Genomic DNA, 18,723 nt, shown 5'->3' on the forward strand with positions numbered 1-18,723 from the left:
GTATTCCGAATCTCGGGGAATCAGTCACCGGCCGGGCTCGGTGCGAACCATCGTCATGCTTTCGCCCGACGCGCCGTGAAGTCTTCTCAGGAATTGCTCTCAAAATCGTTCACGGCGAAGATCCGCACGGTTAAATAAAATGTGGAAAGTAGGCATCTCCACTGCTCACAGCGCCCGGACGAGCGGGAACCGATCCGGGAACAATTGTGGAACGCCACCTTCCCCACCCGGTAGAAACCGGGCGGGGAAGGTGGCTGGATATTCGTCAGTCAGGCGTTCCCACATGCATGGGCAGGCCGCCGCGTACCCGCAGCGACAGCATCGGCTCGGGCACCACAGGGTGATTAGCCGGACGGGTCAGACGCAGATCCCGCACCAGCAGGGCGGTGGCGAAGGTGGCCTCCATCAGACCCAGGTGGTTACCCACACAGAACCGGGGCCCCGCCCCGAACGGGATGTACGCGTACCTTGGTCGGCCCGCCGACCGGGAGGGGTCGAACCGCTCCGGATCGAAGCGCTCCGGATCGTCCCAGAACCGCGGGTGCCGGTGCAGGGTGTACGTGCAGATGAGCAGGTCCGCCCCGGCCGGAACGTGGTAGCCGCCCACCTCGTCGTCGGCCAGGGCCTTGCGTGGCAGCAGCCACACCGGTGGATAGAGGCGCATGGCCTCCTCCAGCACCATCGTGGTGTAGCGCAGCTGACCCAGGTCGTCCATGGTGGGCAACCGGTCCCCGAGCACGGACACCACCTCGGCACGTAACCGTTCACGCACCTCGGGGTGCTTGTCGAGCAGGTACAAGGTCCAGCTCAGGGTGCTCGCGGTGGTCTCGTGGCCGGCTAGCAGCAGGGTGACCAGCTCGTCGCGAAGCCGGATGCGGCCGATCCGGGGATCGGCCTCCCGTCCGGCGGAGGTGATCAGCCGGGACAGCACATCCGCCCGGCCGTCGTCGGCGGTGCCCCGCTCGGCCACCAGCCTGTCGACGATCTCCTCCAGCCGCTGCCGGGACCGCCGAAACCGCAGCTGCCGAGGCAGCGGCAGCACCGGCGGCACCGCGCTCAGGGTCTCCAGCTCGAACATGGCCTGGTCCTGCACGGCGGCGAAGTCGGCGCCGATGGTGGGGAACCGGCCCAGGTCGGTGTCGAGCAGAGTACGGCCCAGCACTCCCAGGGTCAGCCAGGTCAACTCCTCCGACAGGTCCACGACCTGCCCGGCGCGGCGGCGCAGCCGCTCGACCAGCGCGGCGGCCTCCTCCGCCACCGCACCGGCCTGGTCGGCGATCCGCCGGCTCTGGAACGCCGGCTGGATCACCTTGCGCTGCTTGCGCCACAACTCGCCCTCGCTGGTGAGCAGCCCGTCGCCGAGCGCCCGCCGGGCATGCACCAACCCGATGCCCTTGTGGTAGTTGGCCGCGTTGTCCGCCAGTACGTGCTTGGCGTGGTCGGGGTGGTTGAAGAAGTACAGACTCTTCGGACCGACCGGCAGGCGGGCCGCGTCGCCGTACTCCTGGGCCGCCGAGGTCATCATGCCCAGCCGATCCCGGGCCATCACCATCAGCATGCGCAGCGCCGCGGAGCGCGGCGGACCGGGCGGGGTCCGCCGCGACCCCATGGCGACGCTCACGTCGTCACCCCGGTGCGCTCGTACTCCAGCCGGCGGAACCGGCCGTCGGCGAAGAGCAGGGGCTCCCCGTCGGTCCGGTCCAGCGTCACCAGCCGGCCGACGAAGATGCTGTGGTCACCGCCGTCGTACGCCTGCCACAGCTCGCACTCGAAATGCGCTACCGCGCCGACCAGCAGCGGGGACCCGGTCTGGGCCCCGGCCTGCCACTGGCCGAACTCGAACTGCTCCCGACCCAGCGGCCGGCGCCGGTCGGCGAAGTAGCGGGCCACCGGCTCCTGGGAGGCGGCGAGCACCGAGATCCCGAAGCGCCCGGCCTCGGTCAGCGCCCCGTGCATCACCGCGTCCCGACCGACGCAGACCAGGGCCAGCGGCGGGTCGAGGGAGACCGCGGTGAACGAGTTGGCTGTCATGGCGTGCGGGGTCGGGCCGCCGACGGTGACGACGGTGACACCGGTGGGGAAGGCAGCGAGTGCCCGGCGCAGTGCCTTGGAGTCGGACACCGCGCCAAGGGGGTGGGGATGGACAGTCACATCGACCTCCTGCGGTCAGGCCCGTACGCCCGTGGCGTACGGCTTGAGCGCGGCCTCCAACGCCTCCGGCACCCGGGTGGGGACGGTGCGGGTGTTGGGGCCCCGCATGCACGCCACTCGCTGCGCGCCGCGGGCGACGAGGAACTCCCCGCCGTCGGCGTCCAGCCGGACGTAGTCGAAGCCGAACTCGATCTGGGTCTGCGCCAGCTCACGCAGGTGCATCCGGATGGCCAGTTCGTCGAAGGCGGTGATCTCGGCGAAGAACTCGCAGTCCACCCGCAGGGTGAACAGCTTCAGGTCCGACTGGAGGTCGGCCAGGACCGCCGGGGCCCGCTCCTTGAGGAACATCTCCCGGCACCGCCCCTGCCACCGCAGGTAGTTGACGTAGTAGACGTTGCCCACGATGTTCGTCTCTTCGAACCCGACCGTGTGCCGGTACTCGAACCAGCGCTCCACCGTCGTCACCTTCCCTCGGTCAGGATTGCGAACACCAACGGCTCGTCCACCCCGCGTACCGCGGTGACGAAGGTCGCCACCCGCAGCTCGCCGCTGGCGAACACCGTCCAACCAGGACGGGGGGAGGACTGGAGGGTCAGCGGCCCACCGGGCTGGCCACCGGCCTTCTGCACACACTCCTTGGCCGTCCAGACCCGGGTGGCGGCCGTGTCCAGGTCCTCACCGGTGTCCGAGGTCAGCAGCCGGGCCAGCCCGGCGTGCCCGCCGAGCAGGCCGTCCCAGTCCGCCTCCTCGCGGTGGGTGACCGCCTCGACGTCACAGCCGAGAGCACCGGGAGCGGCCACCGCCAGGGTCAGCCCCGCACCGTGGGCCACCGACACCGACCGCCCGCCCGGAATCTCCGGCCGACCGTCGGGACGGTAGGTCACCTCGACCGGCTCGCCGGTCGCCCGCTGCACGGCGATCCGCGCCCTGGCCCGGCGCCGGGCCACATGCCCGCCCGACTCGCCGTCGGCCTCGGCCGGGTCGTCCGGCTCGATCGCCACCGCCACCTGCGCGTCGAGGACGTCGCCCAGACCCCGCTCCAGGTAGGGGCCGAGCAGCGGCGCCACCCAGGGGCCCTTACCGTCCTGCTTGCGTACGGCCCGCAGCCGCAGGCCCTCCCAACGCTCCACGACCTCGCCGGCGGAGGTCCGCAGCACGATGTCGTACACGTAGGTGTCGCCGTCGCGGCTGCGCTCGGTGGCGCAGTAGCGCAGGTCGCCCCGGCCGCTGAGCTTCTCCCCCGCCGGGTGGATCCGCTCCACCCCGGCCGGCAGCAGCGTGGCGTCCGGCACACAGACCTGGTTGCCGTGCATCAGCGCGTCCCGCACACCGGGGTCGCCGAGCAGCAGGCCGTCCGGCACGAACTGGGCGAACCAGTCGACGCCGTCCAGCGCCTCCACCTCGGCGTCGACATGCCGGGCGGCGGCCCGCCGGTAGCGGCGCAGCCGCTGGAACCGGTCGCCCTGGAACAGCACGTCGCCGTAGAGCTCGTCGGCCGGCGACAGCGGCACCGGGAGGGTCTCGTCGGCCACCTGGTCGGGCGGGCCGTCGGGGGCACCCTCGCCGGTGAAGCGCAGGGTAGCGGTGAAGTGGTCGGCGGCGAACGCGGTCTCCTCGCTGCGGATGGCGACCTGGACGGTGTCGTCGTCGGTCACCGTCGCGGCCACCCGGATCCGGCTGCGACCGTACGGCGGGACGATGATCGGCCGGAGGAACTCGGCCCGTTCGATGACCGGCACCCGCGCGTCACCGGTGACCGCGCCGGCCACCTGGGCCATCGCCTCCATGCCGAAGACCGCCGGGAAGAGCAGGTTGCCGTCGAGGAAGTGGTCGGCCAGGTAGAGGTCCGTGCCGACGTTGAGGTCGACCTCGCTGACCAGTTCCACCCCGTGGTAGCGGATCAGGGGCCGCTCCACGAACCGCAGCAGGGGCAGCTCCGGCAGGTCGTACCGGACGGTGTCGATGCCCTCGGTACGGCCACTGATCACCACCACACCGGGCGCGTCCGGGTCGGCCAGCAGCCGGCGCAGGATCGCGATGCCCTGGTCCGGGGTGACCGGGGTGACTCCGTCGCGGGTCAGGGACTCGACCACGGAGAGCCGCTCCCCCATGCCGACCCCCGACCAGACCGACCACTCCAGGCAGATCGCCCGGCAGCCGGGGTGCTGGCGGCCGAACTCCGCGGTGGTCTCCGCCAACCAGTCGTTGGCGGTGGCGTAGTGCGCCTCACCGCGCAACCCGGCGCGGCCGATGATGCTGCCCAGGGTCACCAGCAGCTTCAGCCGGTCCGGGTCGACCGCCTCCAGGGTGGCCCGCAGGCCGTCGATCTTCGGGGCGATGGTCTTCCGGAAGGCCGCCATGTCCAGGCTGGTCAGCGACGCCGGCTCGTTGCGGCCGGCACCGTGCAGGACCGCGGTGACCGGGCCCAGCTCCGCGGTGAGTTCGGCGACGGCCCGGCGTACCTGGTCGGCGTCGGTGACGTCGGCGCGGGCGTAGCGGACCGTGACCCCGGCCTCGGCGATCCGGGTCAGGTTGGCGGCCAGTTCGGTGTCGGTCGCCGGGTCGGAGCGGCCCAGCAGCGCCAGGCTGGCCCCGCTGTCGGTGGCCATGGCCAGCGCGCACTCGGCGGTGATGCCCTTGCCGCCGCCGGTGACCAGCAGCACGTCCTCGGCGCCCAGGGCGGGAACGGACCGGGCGGCCTGCACCGGCATGGCGCGCAGGGTCGGCACCCGGCGTACCCCGGCGGTGTCGTAGTGCACCTCCCGGTAGTCGGCGGTGCCCGCCACCTCGGTCACCACCCGGTCCACCACGGCCGCGTCGTCCGGCAGGTGGACGATCGTGATCCGGGCGCGGGGCGCCTCCAGGCGGAGGGTCTTGGCCAGGCCGGCCGCGCCGCGACCGTGCTGGACCAGCACGTACCGGGTGCCGGGAGCACCGCTGAGGATTTCCCGGGCCCCGGTCAGGGCCAGTTCCAGGGCCTCCTCCGGGCAGGGGTCGGGCAGGCAGACCAGGACACCCTCGCCGAGGTTCGCCCGTTGCAGGGCGCCGGCCAGCCGCTCGGCCCAGGGGTGCCCGGGTGCGGCGTGCACCTGCCACCGGCCGACCTCGTTGGGGGCCACCCGCGCCGGGGCGGGCAGCTCGTCCAGGTCCAGCCGCCAGGGCCGGGCCCAGGCCGCCGCGCCGGCCACCACCGGGCTGTTCGCCGCCTCGGCCGCTCCGGCGGTACCGGCCAGTTCCTCAAGCGCCTCGGCCAGCTGGCGAACGGTGGCGGTGGCGAAGTTGGTCGGCAGCGCGGCCGCCGGGACATCCATCCGCTGGGCCAGGTGGTTCACCACCTGACCGACGGTGATCGAGCTGAGGTGCAGGTCGTCCAGGAGGCGGCTGTCCGGCTGCACGGTCTCCAGCGGCAGTTCCGCCCGCTCGGCGGCCATCCGGCGCAGCAGGTCCTCGATGGACTCGCCGGGTACGTCCTCGACCCTGCGGTCGGCGGGCCGGACGGTCGCGGTGGCCGACTGTGCGGCGGCGGACGCCGACAGTTGCAGGGTCGGCGCCTGCTCGCAGGGGTTGGCCAGGAAGGAGAACGGCTGCCCGACGTGCAGCGGCCGGGTCAGCCGGCCGTGGAACAGCCCGCTGTCGACCGGGGCGGCACCGACGACGTACGCCGCGCCGACCACCTTGAGCAGGCTGGCGATGGACTCCTCGTCGGTGTCCAGGGCGACCGCCGGCACCTCGGTGGTCCGGGAGGCCAGCCCGCTCAGCACCCGACCGGGCCCGACCTCGACGAACAGGTCGATGTCTTTCGCGGCCAGGGTGACGGCCTGGCTGAACAGCACCGGGTCGGTGATCTGGCGGCGCAGCAGGGCGGGCAGGTCCGTGTCGGCCGGCAGCACCTCACCGGTGACCGTGGAGACCAGCCGGCGGTCCAGCGGCCGGAACGGCTCGTCGGCGATGGTCGCCCCGAAGGCCTCGGCGGCCGGAGCCACCAGCGGCGAGTGGAACGCGTGCGAGACGGACAGGACGGTGGCGTTCAGCCCCGCCTCCTGCGCCCGCCGGCAGGCCGCCTCGATGTCCTCCTGGGTCCCGGCGATAACGGTGTGGTCGGGGCTGTTGTAGCCGGCGATCACCACCGGCAGGTCGGTGATCAGTGGATCGACCAGCTCCGGGGCGGCACCGATGTTGGCCATCGTGCCCGAGGAGCTGTGCTGGGCCATGGTCCGGCCGCGCAGGGCGGCGATGCGCAGCAGGGTCGCCTCGTCGATCGCACCGGCCCAGTGCAGGGCGGCGATCTCGCCGAGGCTGTGGCCGACCGCCACGGAGGCCTCGATGCCCAGGGCGGTCAGCACCCGCAGACCGGCGGCGGCGCCGGTGACGATGCGCGGCTGCGCCACCTCGGTGGCCACCACGTCGCCGCCGGTGGGCAGGTTCGACCGCTGGTACACCTCTTCGGCCTCGACGAACCGTCGGCGCAGGGCGCCGCCGCTGAGGCCCCGACCGGAGCCCTGGCCGGGGAAGAGGAAACCGATCCGGCCCGGCTCGCTGACGTGGCCGACCAGGCATCGCCCGTCGGTGGAGAACATCCGGGTCTCACCGGCCTCCACGGCGTCGCGTACCTTGCGCAGTCGCCGTTCGGCGTCCTCCGGCGAGGAGACCACCACGGCCGCCCGGAAGGGCAGCTCGCGCAGCTCACCGTGCAGGGTCGCGGCCAGGTCGCTGAGCTGGGCGTACGCCAGCGAGGGCACGAACTCGATCAGCTGGTCCAGCCGGTTGACCAGGTCCTTCGGGGTGGCGGCGTCGACCACCAGCAGTTCGGCGTCCTGGAGGCCGGTGGCCACCGCCCGGGTCCGGCTGTCCATGGTGGAACGCCGACGCGGCCGGGAGCTGTCCAGCACGACATGGGTGTTGATACCGCCGAAGCCCATCGCGGTGATCCCGGCGCGGACCGGGGTGTCGGTGGGCCAGGCCTCCGCCCGGCGCAGCGCACGTAGTGGCGGATCGCCGTCGGTGAGCAGGGTGTGCGGGTCGACACAGCCGATGGCCGGCGGCAGCACCTCCTGGTGCACCGCCATCGCCGCCTTGATCAGGCCGGCCACCCCGGCCGCCGCCTTGGTGTGGCCGATCATGCCCTTCACCGAGCCGATGGCGGCCGGCGGCGCCGAGGGGTCCGCCTCCGCCCGGGCACGCGACAGCGCCTCCAACTCGGTGGCGTCCCCCACCTTGGTGCCGGTGCCGTGGCCCTCGAACAACCCGACCGTCTCGATGCCGAAGCCGCTGCGCTCGTACGCCCGGCGCAGCGCCAGCCGGTAGCCGTTGACCTCGGGGCGGGTGATGCCACCCTTGCCGTCGGAGGAGATGCCCCAGCCGGCGATCGTGGCGTAGATGCGGTGTCCTCCGGCGCGGGCCTCGTCCTCCCGCATCAGCACCACCATGCCGCAGCCCTCACCGGGCCAGAACCCGTTCGAGGAGCGGTCGTAGACCCGCATCTCGCCGGTGGCCAGGGCGCCGGTCTTGGCGAAGCCGATGATCTCGAAGGGGTCGATGGAGAGGTCGACGCCACCGGCGACGGCCACGTCCACGTCCCCGTCGATGAGGGTCTTGCAGGCCGTGGCCACGGACAGCAGAGACGAGGAACACGCCCCGTCCACGGTGTAGCCGCCGCCCTTGAAGTCGAAGTGGTTGCAGATGCGCCCGGCGATGGTGTTCGACAGCGCCCCCGCCAGGGTGTCCTCGTCGACCTCTGGGAAGGGGCTCTTGAAGGTCGCCTCGAAATCGTCGAGGAAGGTGGCCAGTTGGTCGTCGTTCCAGTCCTGTTCCTTCAGCGCGGCGGCGACCATACGCCGGACGTACGGCCAGCGCAGGCGGAGTTGGTTGGCGCGGGAGAACTCACCGGTGAGGCTGTTGCCGACGACCACCCCGGTCCGCTCCCGGGGCAGTCCCTCGGCCATCGGAAAGCCGGCGTCGGCGAGCGCGGCGGCGGCGACGTCCAGCGCCAACCAGTGGGTGAGGTCCGTGGAGCGGAAGGTGCTACCGGCGATCTTGTACGCCACCCGGTCGAACTCGTACCCCTCGATGACCGCCGCGTTGCGCGCGTAGAACCGGTCCGGGGTCTTCGGGTCGGCGTCCCAGTAGTCGTCCAGCTTCATCCGCACGTCGGGCAGCCGCCGGAAGGCCCGCCTACCGGCGATTGCGTTCTCCCAGAGCTCCCGTGGGGACGTGGCGTCGGGATAGCGACACGCCATGCCCACCACAGCGATTCTTGTCATGCTTTCTTCGCCCTTTCCTCAGACGCCCGCGCAGCACAGAAAGATTCGCGCACGGCCTTCGGTGAATGAATCGAGTTAATTGCTTCAGGCCGACACAAGAACGTTTTTGATCCGCTGCCGCCACACTTCGTACGCTGGTAGGCCGTTCGCCGGCGCCACCTTGACCCGGGCCTCGTCGGTGACCGCCGAGGCCTCCTCGGTGGACAGCCCGCAGAGCACCCGGGTGGCCACCTCGTTGTGCGGCACCACCAGGCCGGCGCGCACCCTGGCCCCGGCCGCGAAGGCCGATCCCTGGGCCAGTTCCCCGTGGTACGCCCCGGACAGCTCGCGCAGCCGCTCCAGCTCCGCCTTGTCGGCGCCGCCGGCGTAGGTGGCGGCCAGGCCGGTACCGGCCCACAGGTCCGCCCGACGCCGCTCGGGGAACCCGGCGAACAGGCGGGCCAGTCGGTCCGGGTCGGCCCCGACCACGAACCAGGAGGCCCGGCCGACCCCCTGGTCGATCGCGCGGACCGCGTACCCGCCCGGGTCGTCGCCCGGCCACGGGAAGGTCGCCTCGCGGTACCGCCCCTCGATGTAGCTGGCGGTCCGGAAGTACGCCTGGTGGAAGCCGTAGCCGTCCAGCACCAGCCAGCGCAGCAGCGGGTCCGGCGCGGACAGCCGGGACCAGAGGAACCGGGGTAGCCGGGCCATCGCCCAACCCACCCCCACGTACGCCATGTAGACGTGCGGGTCACCGGGGCCGGTGAGGAATTCGGTCACCCGCCCGCCCCGTCCGGGCAGTGCGTCGCGGATGGCCAGGCCCATCGCGGCGCCCTCGTAGGCGAAGCCGCGCCAGGTGGGGGCCAGCCGCTCCAGTGGGGCCACCACGTCGTCTACGACGCGGGCCTCCGCAGCCTCGCCGAATCCGGCGAGGAACGATGCGCCGACGGTCTCCAGCCGGTCACGCGTCGCCTCGTCCTTGACGTGGAAACCCCGAACATCACACTTCGTCTGGGAAATGTCGGGGGTAAGAACACGCCGTCGCAGCCTTTGCCAAGCTCTCATCAAGCACTCCCCGGGCAACTAATATGCTGCCAATGGTTTCAGCCCGAACGGAGACTTTCTTCTTCACCATTGCGCCGCTTGACCGCAGTTTCGGACACACCGGATCGACGCCCACACAAGGAGCGCGAAAAATGGATAGCGGAAATCGCTAAGATACGGCCGTGGTGGGCACCGGGAAATGGGCGCGGATCCGGCGCCGCCACACCTCGTAGTCCGGTTCGGTGCCCTCGGCCAGGCCGCCGACCGCGACGTCGTCGGCCAGGGCGGCGGCCGCCTCGACCGACAGGCCGGCCAGGGCCGTCAGCCCGACCTGGGTGTGGGCCGGCTGGAAGCCGGAGAAGTGCCGGGCCTTAGCCGCGAAGACCGCCCCCTGTGCCAGGTGCGCGTGGTCCTCCCCAGCGGCCTCCACCAGGGAGCGCAGGCCGGTCAGGTCGGCACCGCCGGCGAAGGTGGCCGCCAGGCCGACACCGCTCCACAGGTCCGCCTGCCGGGCGGGCGCGAACCGCCGTACCGCTGCGGCGACATCCGCCACGGCGGCACCGTGGATGAACCACAACGCCCGGCCGATGCCCTGGTCGACGGCGCGCGGGAAGTAGTCCGCCCGGCCCTGCCAGGGGTACGCGGGCAGCAGTTCCTGCCGGGTCACCCACCGCTCGGTCTCGAAGTACGCCCGGTCGAATCCGTACCCGTCGACGGCCAGCCAGCTCATCGTCGGGTAGTACGGGGTGCCGCTAAGGTCGGGCAGCACCCCCTTCCACAGCACCCGCGGCAGGCGGGCCATGGCGAACCCGATGCCGATGTAGGTCAGGAAGGTGTGCGGGCGCCCCGGGCCGGCGAGCAGGTCCCGGGCCCGGTGGCGGCGGCGTCCCGGCATCGCGTCGAGGACGGTCAGCGCCATCGCCGCGCCCTCGTACGCGAAGCCCCGCATCTCCGGTTCGACAAGCTCCAGGCGGCGCTCCAGTTCCCACTGGTCCCGCATGTCGATGCCCCATTCGAACCCGCAGATCACCGCCTGCGGGATGGCTTCCAGCCGGCGCGTGACCGGACCGGGCACCACGGGGAAGCCCCGACGGGCGAAGGTCGTCTCGATCAGCGACGGGGTCAGGGCCAGCCGCCGCAGCGAACCCAGGGTGGTCGGCATCGTCGTCCTCCTCACGGCCCGGCGACATGCCGTAGCCGGGTGCACCCATCGTCATATGCCGAACACGTTGTGTGCGCCTTCGTTCATGCGCTCCCGGTCGGGCTCAGTACCCGGCGGTCGAGGGCCCGAGCACCGGGCCCGACTGCCGGGCACCGACGAGCACCGCGGCCGACCAGGCGGCCCACGCCGCCACCTCGACCAGGGTGCGGTCCTGCGGGTGGTGGCGGCGGAACTCGTCGACGACCTCCTCGTTCACCTGGTACGAGGCGAACGCGGTGAGCAGGGCCAGCCGCGCGGCGGACCGGTCCGCCGGCTCCAGGTCAGCGATCAACCGCTCACACCAGTCGGTGCTGATCCCGGTGTCCTCGCCCCGCCAGTCGGCCAATCGGATGGTCACCATGTCGCGTACCTCCGGGGAGAGTGTGGCTTCCCCGGCAGCGCGGAAGACCCGGTCGGCCGCGCCGATCGCGGCGGCGACAGCCGGCCGGGGCGCGGCCCAGGCGGTGTCCTCGCGCAGCGGTGCGGCGGGAAGCAGGCCTGCGGCCAGCCCCGGGGTGCGCGGATCGCGCAGGGTGGGGCGCATGACCCGGCTGATCCCCTGCTTGAACCGACGGCGGGACCAGGGGGCCAGCCCGGGCGGCAGCAGGAAGTTCGCCAGGAACACGTTCACCATGCGGGTCAGGTAGTGGAAGGCGACGACCACCCCGATCAACTCCGCCCGGTCGGCGGGGGTCAACCTGGGCGGCGGCGGTACGGCCTCATCGAGCAGGTGCGCGTTACGGGCCCAGGCCACCACCTCCCGCAGGGCCGGGTCGGCGATGTCCTGCACCCGGTCGCTGCCGACCGCCTCGGCGGCGTGCTCGCCGGTCAGGTCGTACATCCCGACGGTGTGCATGTCCGCGCAGTACGGGCAGATGTTGGCCACCGACACCGCCGCCGCCACCGCCTCCTTGGTGCCCCGGTCCACCGCACCGACGGTGACCAACGGTTCCCGCGCCACAGCCCAGTACGCGGCCAGCACCTGCGGCGACGGTGAGTGCATCAACGCGGGTGGAATCACCAGCCGCATCTCCTCGGCGACCTGCGCGTACACCTCGGCGACCAGCCCGCCGGCCGAGGCGGCGGGCACCGGGGTCACATACCTGACCTGACGTTGGACCACTGAGGATGCGACCCGACCGACGACCATCTCTGCCTCCATCCACTGACGTGCGTCTGGCCAGTATCAGCGCGTTCCGGCCAGCCGGAACGATCTCGGGCGGTCCAGGGCACGACCGAAGAAGGACACGCAGACATGGGCGGCTTGTCCCCATTTTCGGGGTTTTCCTTGCGAGCGCAACGACGAAGATGCGGTCCCGGTCGTCCCGTCGAGACCATGAGGACCCGACCAGCGAGTGGTGCCCGGCGGGTCACCGGAGCGGGGCACGGACAGGAGGCGATGCTGTGCAGCCCGACAATTCCGAGCGCGACCCGGAGCGGACCCAGGTGCTCGAGGCGTTCGCCGACACCATCATTCCCGGCGAGAAGCGGTTTCCCGGGGACCGCACCGTGGCCGGGGTGGCGGCCGGCGGCGGAGCGGTGGCGGCCGGTGCCATCGAGCTACTCGAAGACCCGGCCGGCGGTCTGGCCGAAGGGCTGGACTCCCTGGCCTTCGCCCTCAACGAGCACGCAGGGCAGTACGCCAGCGACCACGGTCTGACCCTGGACCCGACGGTGCCGCCCTTCGTGGCGCTGTCGTTCGAACACCGCACCGCCCTGGTGTCCATACTCACCCGGCCGGACCACCCGGAGAAGCAGATGTGGGTGGGCCTGGCCCTGTTCAGCAACATGGCCTTCGACAGCGCCGCGCACCTCAGCACCCCCGAGGCGCTGGCCGCCGGCCACCCCGGATTGCTCACCATCGGCTACGAACTTCCGCAGGAAGACGGCATCTGGCGCTTCGATTCCTTCTCCTACGGCCGGGAACTGGCCGACCTTCACCCTGACACGACGGCGACGGGCAGCCCAGCATGACCAGTATCGAATCGACCGACGTTCTCATCATCGGCAGCGGCTTCGGCGGGGCGATCCCCGCGTACCACCTGGCCGCCGGTGGTGCCCAGGTGACCGTGCTGGAGCGCGGCCCCTGGCTACAGGGCGAGGAGTTCGACCACGACTTCCTGCTCGGCTCGTCGTACACCCGGGTCTTCGACTTCGTGGTGGGTGACGGCATGAGTGTGCTCGGCGGCAACTGCGTCGGCGGCGGCAGCGTGGTCTACTTCGCCACCATGCCGCGCGCGCCGCGCTTCGTCTTCGAGCGGCGCGGCAGCATCGGCCGCCGGATGTGGCCGGCCTCGATCAGCCGGGACACCCTGGAACCCTGGTACGACCGGGTCGCCGAGGCGCTGCCGATCACCCGGCAGACCTGGGACAAGATCCCGTTCGCCGGTGGTCTGTTCGCCGCGGCCTGCAAGCACGCCGGGCGCACCGCCAACCCGGCGCCGTCCGCGGTCGACGTGGACATGTGCACCAACTGCAACTGGATGATGGCCGGTTGCCGGTTCGACGCCAAGCGTTCGCTGCTGATGAACTACCTGCCGGCGGCCCTGGCGCACGGCGCGCAGATCCGGCCACTGCACGAGGTGCAGCGGATCACCCGCAAGGAGGACGGCAGCTACCGGGTGCACTACCGGATCGTCGACGGCGAGGACTACCGCATCCTGCACGACGAGGGTGCGATCGACGCGAAGCTCGTCATCGTGGCGGCGGGCGCCGGTGCCACCCCGGTGATCCTGCAACGGTCGGAACCCGCGCTGGGCACCATGCCGCACGCGGTGGGGCGTTACTTCTCCGGCAACGGCGAGCGACTGAACACCGCCGTCTTCGACGAGGACCGGGTGCGGGAGGTGCTCGGGCTGTCCCGCCCGGACGGGCGGGCCTATGAGGCGTACCAGATCGGGCGCGGCCCGACCGTGGCCAGTTGGGACCGGCTCGACGGCAACCTGCCCGAGTTCGAGCGGTACTCGCTGGAGCAGCTCTACTTCCCGCCGGGGCTGGGCACCATCCTGGCGCAGGCGCCCGACGCCACCGGCCCCAGCTGGTTCGGGGTGGACAAGAAGGAGATGCTGCGGCGCTGGAAGTCCTGGCTGACGATCTTCATCATGTCCGAGGACGACAACGAGGGCGTCTTCGGGCCGCCGCCGGAGACCGGCAACGCGCACCGCTTCTCCCAGCAGATGCTGGGGCACGGTCCGCTGAGCTACCGGCCGACCGAGAACACCCGGCGAGGCTGGTCGCTGGCCGACGCCGAGATCAAGGACATCCTGGAACGCGACGGGCTGGCCAAGGTCGAACCGTGGACGAATGACCTGGTCGGCGCGTACACGGTGCACCCCTTGGCGTCCTGCCGGATCGGCGACGACCCGGCGACCTCGGCCCTGGACGACCGACACGAGTTGCGGGGGCATCCCGGGATCTTCGTCACGGACGGGTCGGCCGTTCCCGGCGCCCTCACGGTGAACCCGGCCTCCACCATCGCGGCCCTGGCGGAACGTGCCGTGCCGGGCATCGTCCGGGCCGCCCAGGAACGGGGCATCTCCGTCAAGTACGGCGCCCCGTCCCCCGACGGCGCCACCGCGGGCCGCCGAGCCGTGCTCTCCCGCTGACCCATCGGGGCGTCGGCCGGCCATCCGCCGGCCGGCGCCCTGTTTCAGGAAGAGGTATCGGTGCGAAAGCTCATCACGAGGGTCAGCCGGGGCGCCACGGCGGTGCAACTGCGGTACGTCGCACCGGTCGCACCCGGTCCGGCGCGTGGGCCGGTGGCCAAGGTGTATCACCAGGTCGAACGGGACTTCGGGATGCTCGCACCCCCGGTGGCGCTGCACGCGGTCGCCCCACCCCTGCTCGCCGCAGCCTGGACCATGCTGCGCGAGGCGTTGCTGGCACCCGGCCCCGCGGGCCGGGAAGCCCGGGAGATCGTGGCTGCCGGCGTCTCCACCGCCAACCGCTGCCCGTACTGCGTGGACGTGCACGGCGGCACCCTCGCCGGCCTGCTCACCGGTCCGGACGCGGCGGCGGTGCTGACCGGGCGACTGGCGGATCTGCGGGATCCCCGGCTACGCGACCTGGCCAACTGGGCCGTTCGCGGCGGGCCGCCGCCGTTCCCGCCCGAGCAGGGCCCCGAACTAGTCGGGGTGGCGGTGGTGTTCCACTACCTGAATCGGATGGTGAACGTATTCCTGCCGGACTCACCCCTGCCCCCGGTGCCCGGTCCGGTGGCGGCGGTGCTGCGGCGAGGCGCGGCCCGGATCCTGGGCGGACTGGCCCGTACGACCGTGGTCGCGGGTGAGTCGCCGGGCCTGCTACCCCCGGCGCCGGTGCCGTCGGACCTGTCCTGGACCGGTGGCCGGCCACACCTGGTCGCCGCCTTCTCCCGGTCCGCCGCGGTGGTCGAGGCGGCCGGCGAGCGCAGTGTCCCCGAGTCGGTACGCCGGTTGGTGGCCGCGCAGCTGCCCCGGCTGGAGGCTCCCCCGCCCGCCCTGGACGGCACTACGCCCCTTTTGAGGGATATTCGCTGGCTAGCGGAGTGCGTGGCCGGCCTGCCGGAGCCGGATCGCCCGGCGGGACGCCTGGCGATGCTCGTGGCGTACGCCTCCTACCGGGTCACCGCCGCCGACATCGACCGGGTACGCGCCCACGGGTACGACGACCGCGCCCTGGTCGAACTGGCCGCCTGGTCTAGCCTCACCGCAGCCCGTTACCTGGGCACCCGGGTCGCGCCGGCACCATTCGCGGACTGAAATCCGCCGCACCATTGGCGATGCCCTGGTCGGACGTTTCCGCGAGGTCGCCGGCGCCCCTGGTCGATCCACCTCCGGGGGCGCCACCACCGATTTCGTACCCCCGGCGAGATCGGTAAGGTGCCCACGGTGCAGGTGTCTCACCGATGGGATGTGCGGCCGGCCTTGTTCCCACCTGTGGCCCTTCCTTCCCTGGTGAAGGTCGAAGGGGCGAGACGGTGCAGTGCGATCAGTGGGACCCGTACACTGACGGCCAGCGGGCCGTACCATTTCGACGATCATTCTCGAGCGCACCTAGATCAACGATGTAGATCCATGGGAGATTCAGCCGAATGATCAACCCCCGTCGTCGGATCACCAACCGACACAAAACGCCGACGACCGATTCCGTAAGATCGGGCGCAGGCAGTTCTGCAACCATTAACCCGGGTGCCAGAAATCGATTTCAATAACCGGCCCAAGATTAAGCCAGCATTAAGAAATCGCCGCCGCGGCCATGAGTGAATAAATCATCCAGATTCATCATCACTGGCAACAATCCTGCCCATTCAGCACAACCTCCACCGGGCGTGAGCAGGGCCCGGCTGGGCCGACTGGCAATTACCAACATTCCAGGGCAAATCGCGGAGGTCAGGCGCCATTACGGTAACCCACCGTCAAATTACGGCCAGCTCAGCCGGCCTTTTGGAAAGTGGGTCGTACCGCTATCCAAATAGGCGGTCGACGGGCGCATATCACCAGTAAAGCGCTGCTCATGACGCACCCCTCTTCACGATTGCGCTCTGTCGCCGTCCGGTGATTCCCAGTGTTGTCAATCGATCAGAGCTGGGTTAACCTCGACCAGAAGCAGGGGTCATCCGCCACGAACGGAGTAGATTAATAATGCGCAACGGCGCACTGCGGCAATCACCGTCATCACTCGATAAAGGCAACCGAACCAAACTCTCGTTATTTCCGCAGAACAATTATTGACCATTCAAGCACAATTTGCTTTCGGGTCAGTGGGAGGCATCATGGAGGAATCGAGCAAGCAAGCCGTGGACCGCGCGATCAACACGATGCGGGACAACCTCGGCGAGCAACTCACCGTCGACGACATGGCCCGGGCGGCCATGTTCAGCAAGTTCCACTTCACCAGGATCTTCCAGCGGGTGACCGGGGTGTCCCCAGGCCGCTTCCTGTCGGCGCTACGGCTACAGCGCGCCAAGCAGCTGCTGGTCTCCACCTCGCTCAACGTCGCCGACATCAGTCTGCGAGTGGGCTACAACAGCGTCGGCACCTTCAGCTCGCGGTTCACCCGCAGCATCGGCATGTCGCCCACCGCCTACCGACGGCGGGCCGGCTACGCCCCGCACATCGCCACCGACCCCGGCCCGACCGCCTTGTCCGAGGCGCGAGTGCACGGCCGCATCCCCGCCCAGCCCGGCGGGCCGAACACCCTGGTCTTCCTCGGCCTCTTCGCCGACCGCATTCCCGAAGGTCGCCCCGTACGCTGCGCGGTGCTGTCGGCCGGGGGTTCCTTCCGATTCGCCGCGGTGCCACCGGGCACCTGGTACCTGCTCGCCCAGGCCGTCGCCGCCGGCGAGGACGGCTCCCCCGACGAGGCCAACCACCCGATCGCGGTGGCCTCGCACGGGCCGCTGACCGTCAACCGGGACTCCGACATCCGGGTGGACCTGGACTTCCAACCGATCCAGAGCATCGACCCGCCCGTCCTGCTGGCCCTGATGGACAGCCGCGAGCTCGCGCTGGCCCGGCTCGCCGCCGAGGAGCAGGCCACCGAGGCACTGCTGGCACCCGCCACCGGGATCGCCCCACAGCTTTCCGAGGCCGGCCGCAAGGCGGCCTGAGGCCCGCCGGCGGGAGGGGCCGCCGCATGACCTGTGTCCCGGACGCTTCCGCCACGAGCGTCCCGGGAGACGGCCACTGATCCATCACCACTCCACATGGGAGAATCGCAGCGCGGGGCTGAGTTAACCAGCTGGGGGAGCACGATGCGCATCTCTGACCTGAGCCGCCGCACCGGCGTGCCTGTCGCCACAATCAAGTTCTACCTTCGGGAGGGCCTGCTCCCGCCGGGCCAACCGACCGGCCGCAACCAGGCGCAGTACGGCGAGTCGCACCGGCGTCGCCTGCTCTTCATCCGGGCGCTGACCGGCATCGGTCAGCTCGAGCTGTCCACCGTGCTGGAACTACTGGCGGCCATCGAGGATGACGAGCTCTCCCTGCCCGGGCTCTACCAGGTCGCCAACCGGTTGGTACACCCCGACCTGGACAACTCCAACGCCGCCGAGGCCCTGACGGCCGAACGGGCCGAGGTCGAGCGCTTCATCGACGAACTGGGCTGGCAGGTGGGAGACGACACCCCTGGCCGCAATCGGCTGGCCCACGTCCTAGCAGCGCTCCGCCAACTGGGATGCAGCTGTGGGGCCGAGTTCTTCCACCCGTACGCGCAATTGGCGGAACAGTACGCGGAACGGGAGCTGAGCCTGCTCCCGCATGACGGCATGGAGGTGGAGCGGGCCGCCGCGGTGGCCCGCGCGGTGCTGCTGGACGCAGCCCTCGGCGCGCTGCGCGAGATGGCCCAGGAGCACCTGGTCACCAAGCGCTTCGGTAGCCCGGACGCCACCTCCGAGGCGGCCCCGCCCGCACCGGGCCGCCTGTCGGCCGTCGACCCCCCGCCGGGGAAGGCCGCACGGAACCCCGGCCACCCGGCCGAGATGCCCTGCCCCTACCCCCGCGGGGCCGGCTGACCACCACCCGGCGCCGGGCACAGGACGATTCGCTGCCGATCCGGGACACCCCCACCCCGGCCGCAGTGTGTCCAGATTCGGTGACCTACCCGCCTCGGGCGGTGTGACCGGGCATGATCGTGCCCGGCACGGCGTCGCCGTGCCGGGCACCCTCGTGTTTTGACCATCGTGGGGATTTGTGGTGGTCGAGGTCTAGCGGAACAGGGAGAACCCTGTCCATGATCTGAGTTCTCACACAAAGATCATCAATGGGCAGGGTTCTCGATGAGGAGCGTAACGGCTACCGGTGCCGGTGACCGCGAGCTGGGCCGGATCTTGTTGGATTCGTGGCGGCGGGAGTTGTACGAGGGTGTCCTCGTGTCCCGGTCGAGGACGTTGTTCTCGCTGGTCGACGAGTTGGCCGTGGACCAGGGACGGTGTGGCTGCCCGGCGCATCTGTCGTTGGGCGCGGTCACCGGGCACGCCGCGGCGTACCGGGCGTTACGCGACGGTGAGATCGATACCGGCCGGGCGTTGCGGGCGGCGTGCCGGATCGCTCAGCGTGCCGGCCTGCCGCGGGTGTACGCCGTCGACACCACCGCCTGGCCCCGGCCGAA

The 18,723-nt window shown here is 71.0% G+C and carries 13 protein-coding genes; 6 read left to right on the forward strand and 7 right to left on the reverse strand.

What is annotated here, in order from left to right; all coding sequences use genetic code 11:
* Nucleotides 1-265 precede the first annotated feature (265 nt).
* From ACGFIK_RS21500 to ACGFIK_RS21530, 7 genes are all read right to left on the reverse strand, one after another.
* Nucleotides 266-1,609, reverse strand: a complete 1,344-nt coding sequence (locus tag ACGFIK_RS21500; RefSeq protein ID WP_393340879.1) for a cytochrome P450 — start codon at nt 1,607-1,609, stop codon at nt 266-268.
* A gap of 8 nt (nt 1,610-1,617) precedes the next feature.
* On the reverse strand, nt 1,618-2,151 hold the full coding sequence (locus ACGFIK_RS21505) for a flavin reductase family protein (RefSeq protein WP_393340860.1): 534 nt from the start codon (nt 2,149-2,151) through the stop codon (nt 1,618-1,620).
* Between the two features lie 15 nt (nt 2,152-2,166).
* Nucleotides 2,167-2,607: an acyl-CoA thioesterase gene (locus ACGFIK_RS21510; protein ID WP_327022977.1), complete on the reverse strand. Its 441-nt coding sequence runs from the start codon at nt 2,605-2,607 to the stop codon at nt 2,167-2,169.
* Nucleotides 2,608-2,612: 5 nt separating this feature from the next.
* Nucleotides 2,613-8,411: a type I polyketide synthase gene (locus ACGFIK_RS21515; protein ID WP_327022978.1), complete on the reverse strand. Its 5,799-nt coding sequence runs from the start codon at nt 8,409-8,411 to the stop codon at nt 2,613-2,615.
* 84 nt (nt 8,412-8,495) lie between these two features.
* Nucleotides 8,496-9,455 (reverse strand): DUF1702 family protein, encoded by a 960-nt coding sequence (locus ACGFIK_RS21520; RefSeq protein ID WP_327022979.1) that lies wholly within the window; start codon nt 9,453-9,455, stop codon nt 8,496-8,498.
* 148 nt (nt 9,456-9,603) lie between these two features.
* Complete coding sequence (locus ACGFIK_RS21525) at nt 9,604-10,596, reverse strand: DUF1702 family protein (RefSeq protein ID WP_327022980.1); 993 nt, start codon at nt 10,594-10,596, stop codon at nt 9,604-9,606.
* Nucleotides 10,597-10,699: 103 nt separating this feature from the next.
* On the reverse strand, nt 10,700-11,734 hold the full coding sequence (locus ACGFIK_RS21530; RefSeq protein WP_393340865.1) for a carboxymuconolactone decarboxylase family protein: 1,035 nt from the start codon (nt 11,732-11,734) through the stop codon (nt 10,700-10,702).
* A gap of 305 nt (nt 11,735-12,039) precedes the next feature.
* Between ACGFIK_RS21530 and ACGFIK_RS21535 the strand changes: the two genes are divergently transcribed.
* The 6 genes from ACGFIK_RS21535 to ACGFIK_RS21560 all read left to right on the forward strand — a co-directional run.
* A complete protein-coding gene (locus ACGFIK_RS21535; RefSeq protein ID WP_327022982.1) occupies nt 12,040-12,609 on the forward strand; it encodes a DUF5987 family protein in 570 nt (189 codons plus the stop codon).
* The gene (locus tag ACGFIK_RS21540) at nt 12,606-14,240 is read left to right on the forward strand and encodes a GMC family oxidoreductase (protein ID WP_327022983.1); all 1,635 of its coding nucleotides are present in this window, start codon (nt 12,606-12,608) and stop codon (nt 14,238-14,240) included. The genes ACGFIK_RS21535 and ACGFIK_RS21540 overlap by 4 nt, the downstream gene beginning before the upstream one ends.
* A gap of 60 nt (nt 14,241-14,300) precedes the next feature.
* Nucleotides 14,301-15,374 (forward strand): carboxymuconolactone decarboxylase family protein, encoded by a 1,074-nt coding sequence (locus ACGFIK_RS21545; protein WP_393340868.1) that lies wholly within the window; start codon nt 14,301-14,303, stop codon nt 15,372-15,374.
* A 1,013-nt stretch (nt 15,375-16,387) separates the two neighbouring features.
* Complete coding sequence (locus tag ACGFIK_RS21550; RefSeq protein WP_327022985.1) at nt 16,388-17,224, forward strand: AraC family transcriptional regulator; 837 nt, start codon at nt 16,388-16,390, stop codon at nt 17,222-17,224.
* A 144-nt stretch (nt 17,225-17,368) separates the two neighbouring features.
* Nucleotides 17,369-18,127: a MerR family transcriptional regulator gene (locus tag ACGFIK_RS21555; RefSeq protein ID WP_327022986.1), complete on the forward strand. Its 759-nt coding sequence runs from the start codon at nt 17,369-17,371 to the stop codon at nt 18,125-18,127.
* Nucleotides 18,128-18,391: 264 nt separating this feature from the next.
* A partial coding sequence (locus tag ACGFIK_RS21560; RefSeq protein ID WP_393340871.1) for a hypothetical protein occupies nt 18,392-18,723 on the forward strand: 332 nt, incomplete at its 3' end.

The organism is Micromonospora sp. NPDC048871 (assembly GCF_043198155.1).
Classification (GTDB): Bacteria; Actinomycetota; Actinomycetes; order Mycobacteriales; family Micromonosporaceae; genus Micromonospora.

Coding starts and splice junctions, on each gene's coding strand:
- ACGFIK_RS21540 (WP_327022983.1), top strand. CDS start 12,606: ATGACCAGTATCGAATCGACCGACGTTCTCATCATCGGCAGCGGCTTC.
- ACGFIK_RS21500 (WP_393340879.1), bottom strand. CDS start 1,609: ATGGGGTCGCGGCGGACCCCGCCCGGTCCGCCGCGCTCCGCGGCGCTG.
- ACGFIK_RS21555 (WP_327022986.1), top strand. CDS start 17,369: ATGCGCATCTCTGACCTGAGCCGCCGCACCGGCGTGCCTGTCGCCACA.
- ACGFIK_RS21520 (WP_327022979.1), bottom strand. CDS start 9,455: ATGAGAGCTTGGCAAAGGCTGCGACGGCGTGTTCTTACCCCCGACATT.
- ACGFIK_RS21515 (WP_327022978.1), bottom strand. CDS start 8,411: ATGACAAGAATCGCTGTGGTGGGCATGGCGTGTCGCTATCCCGACGCC.
- ACGFIK_RS21525 (WP_327022980.1), bottom strand. CDS start 10,596: ATGCCGACCACCCTGGGTTCGCTGCGGCGGCTGGCCCTGACCCCGTCG.
- ACGFIK_RS21550 (WP_327022985.1), top strand. CDS start 16,388: ATGGAGGAATCGAGCAAGCAAGCCGTGGACCGCGCGATCAACACGATG.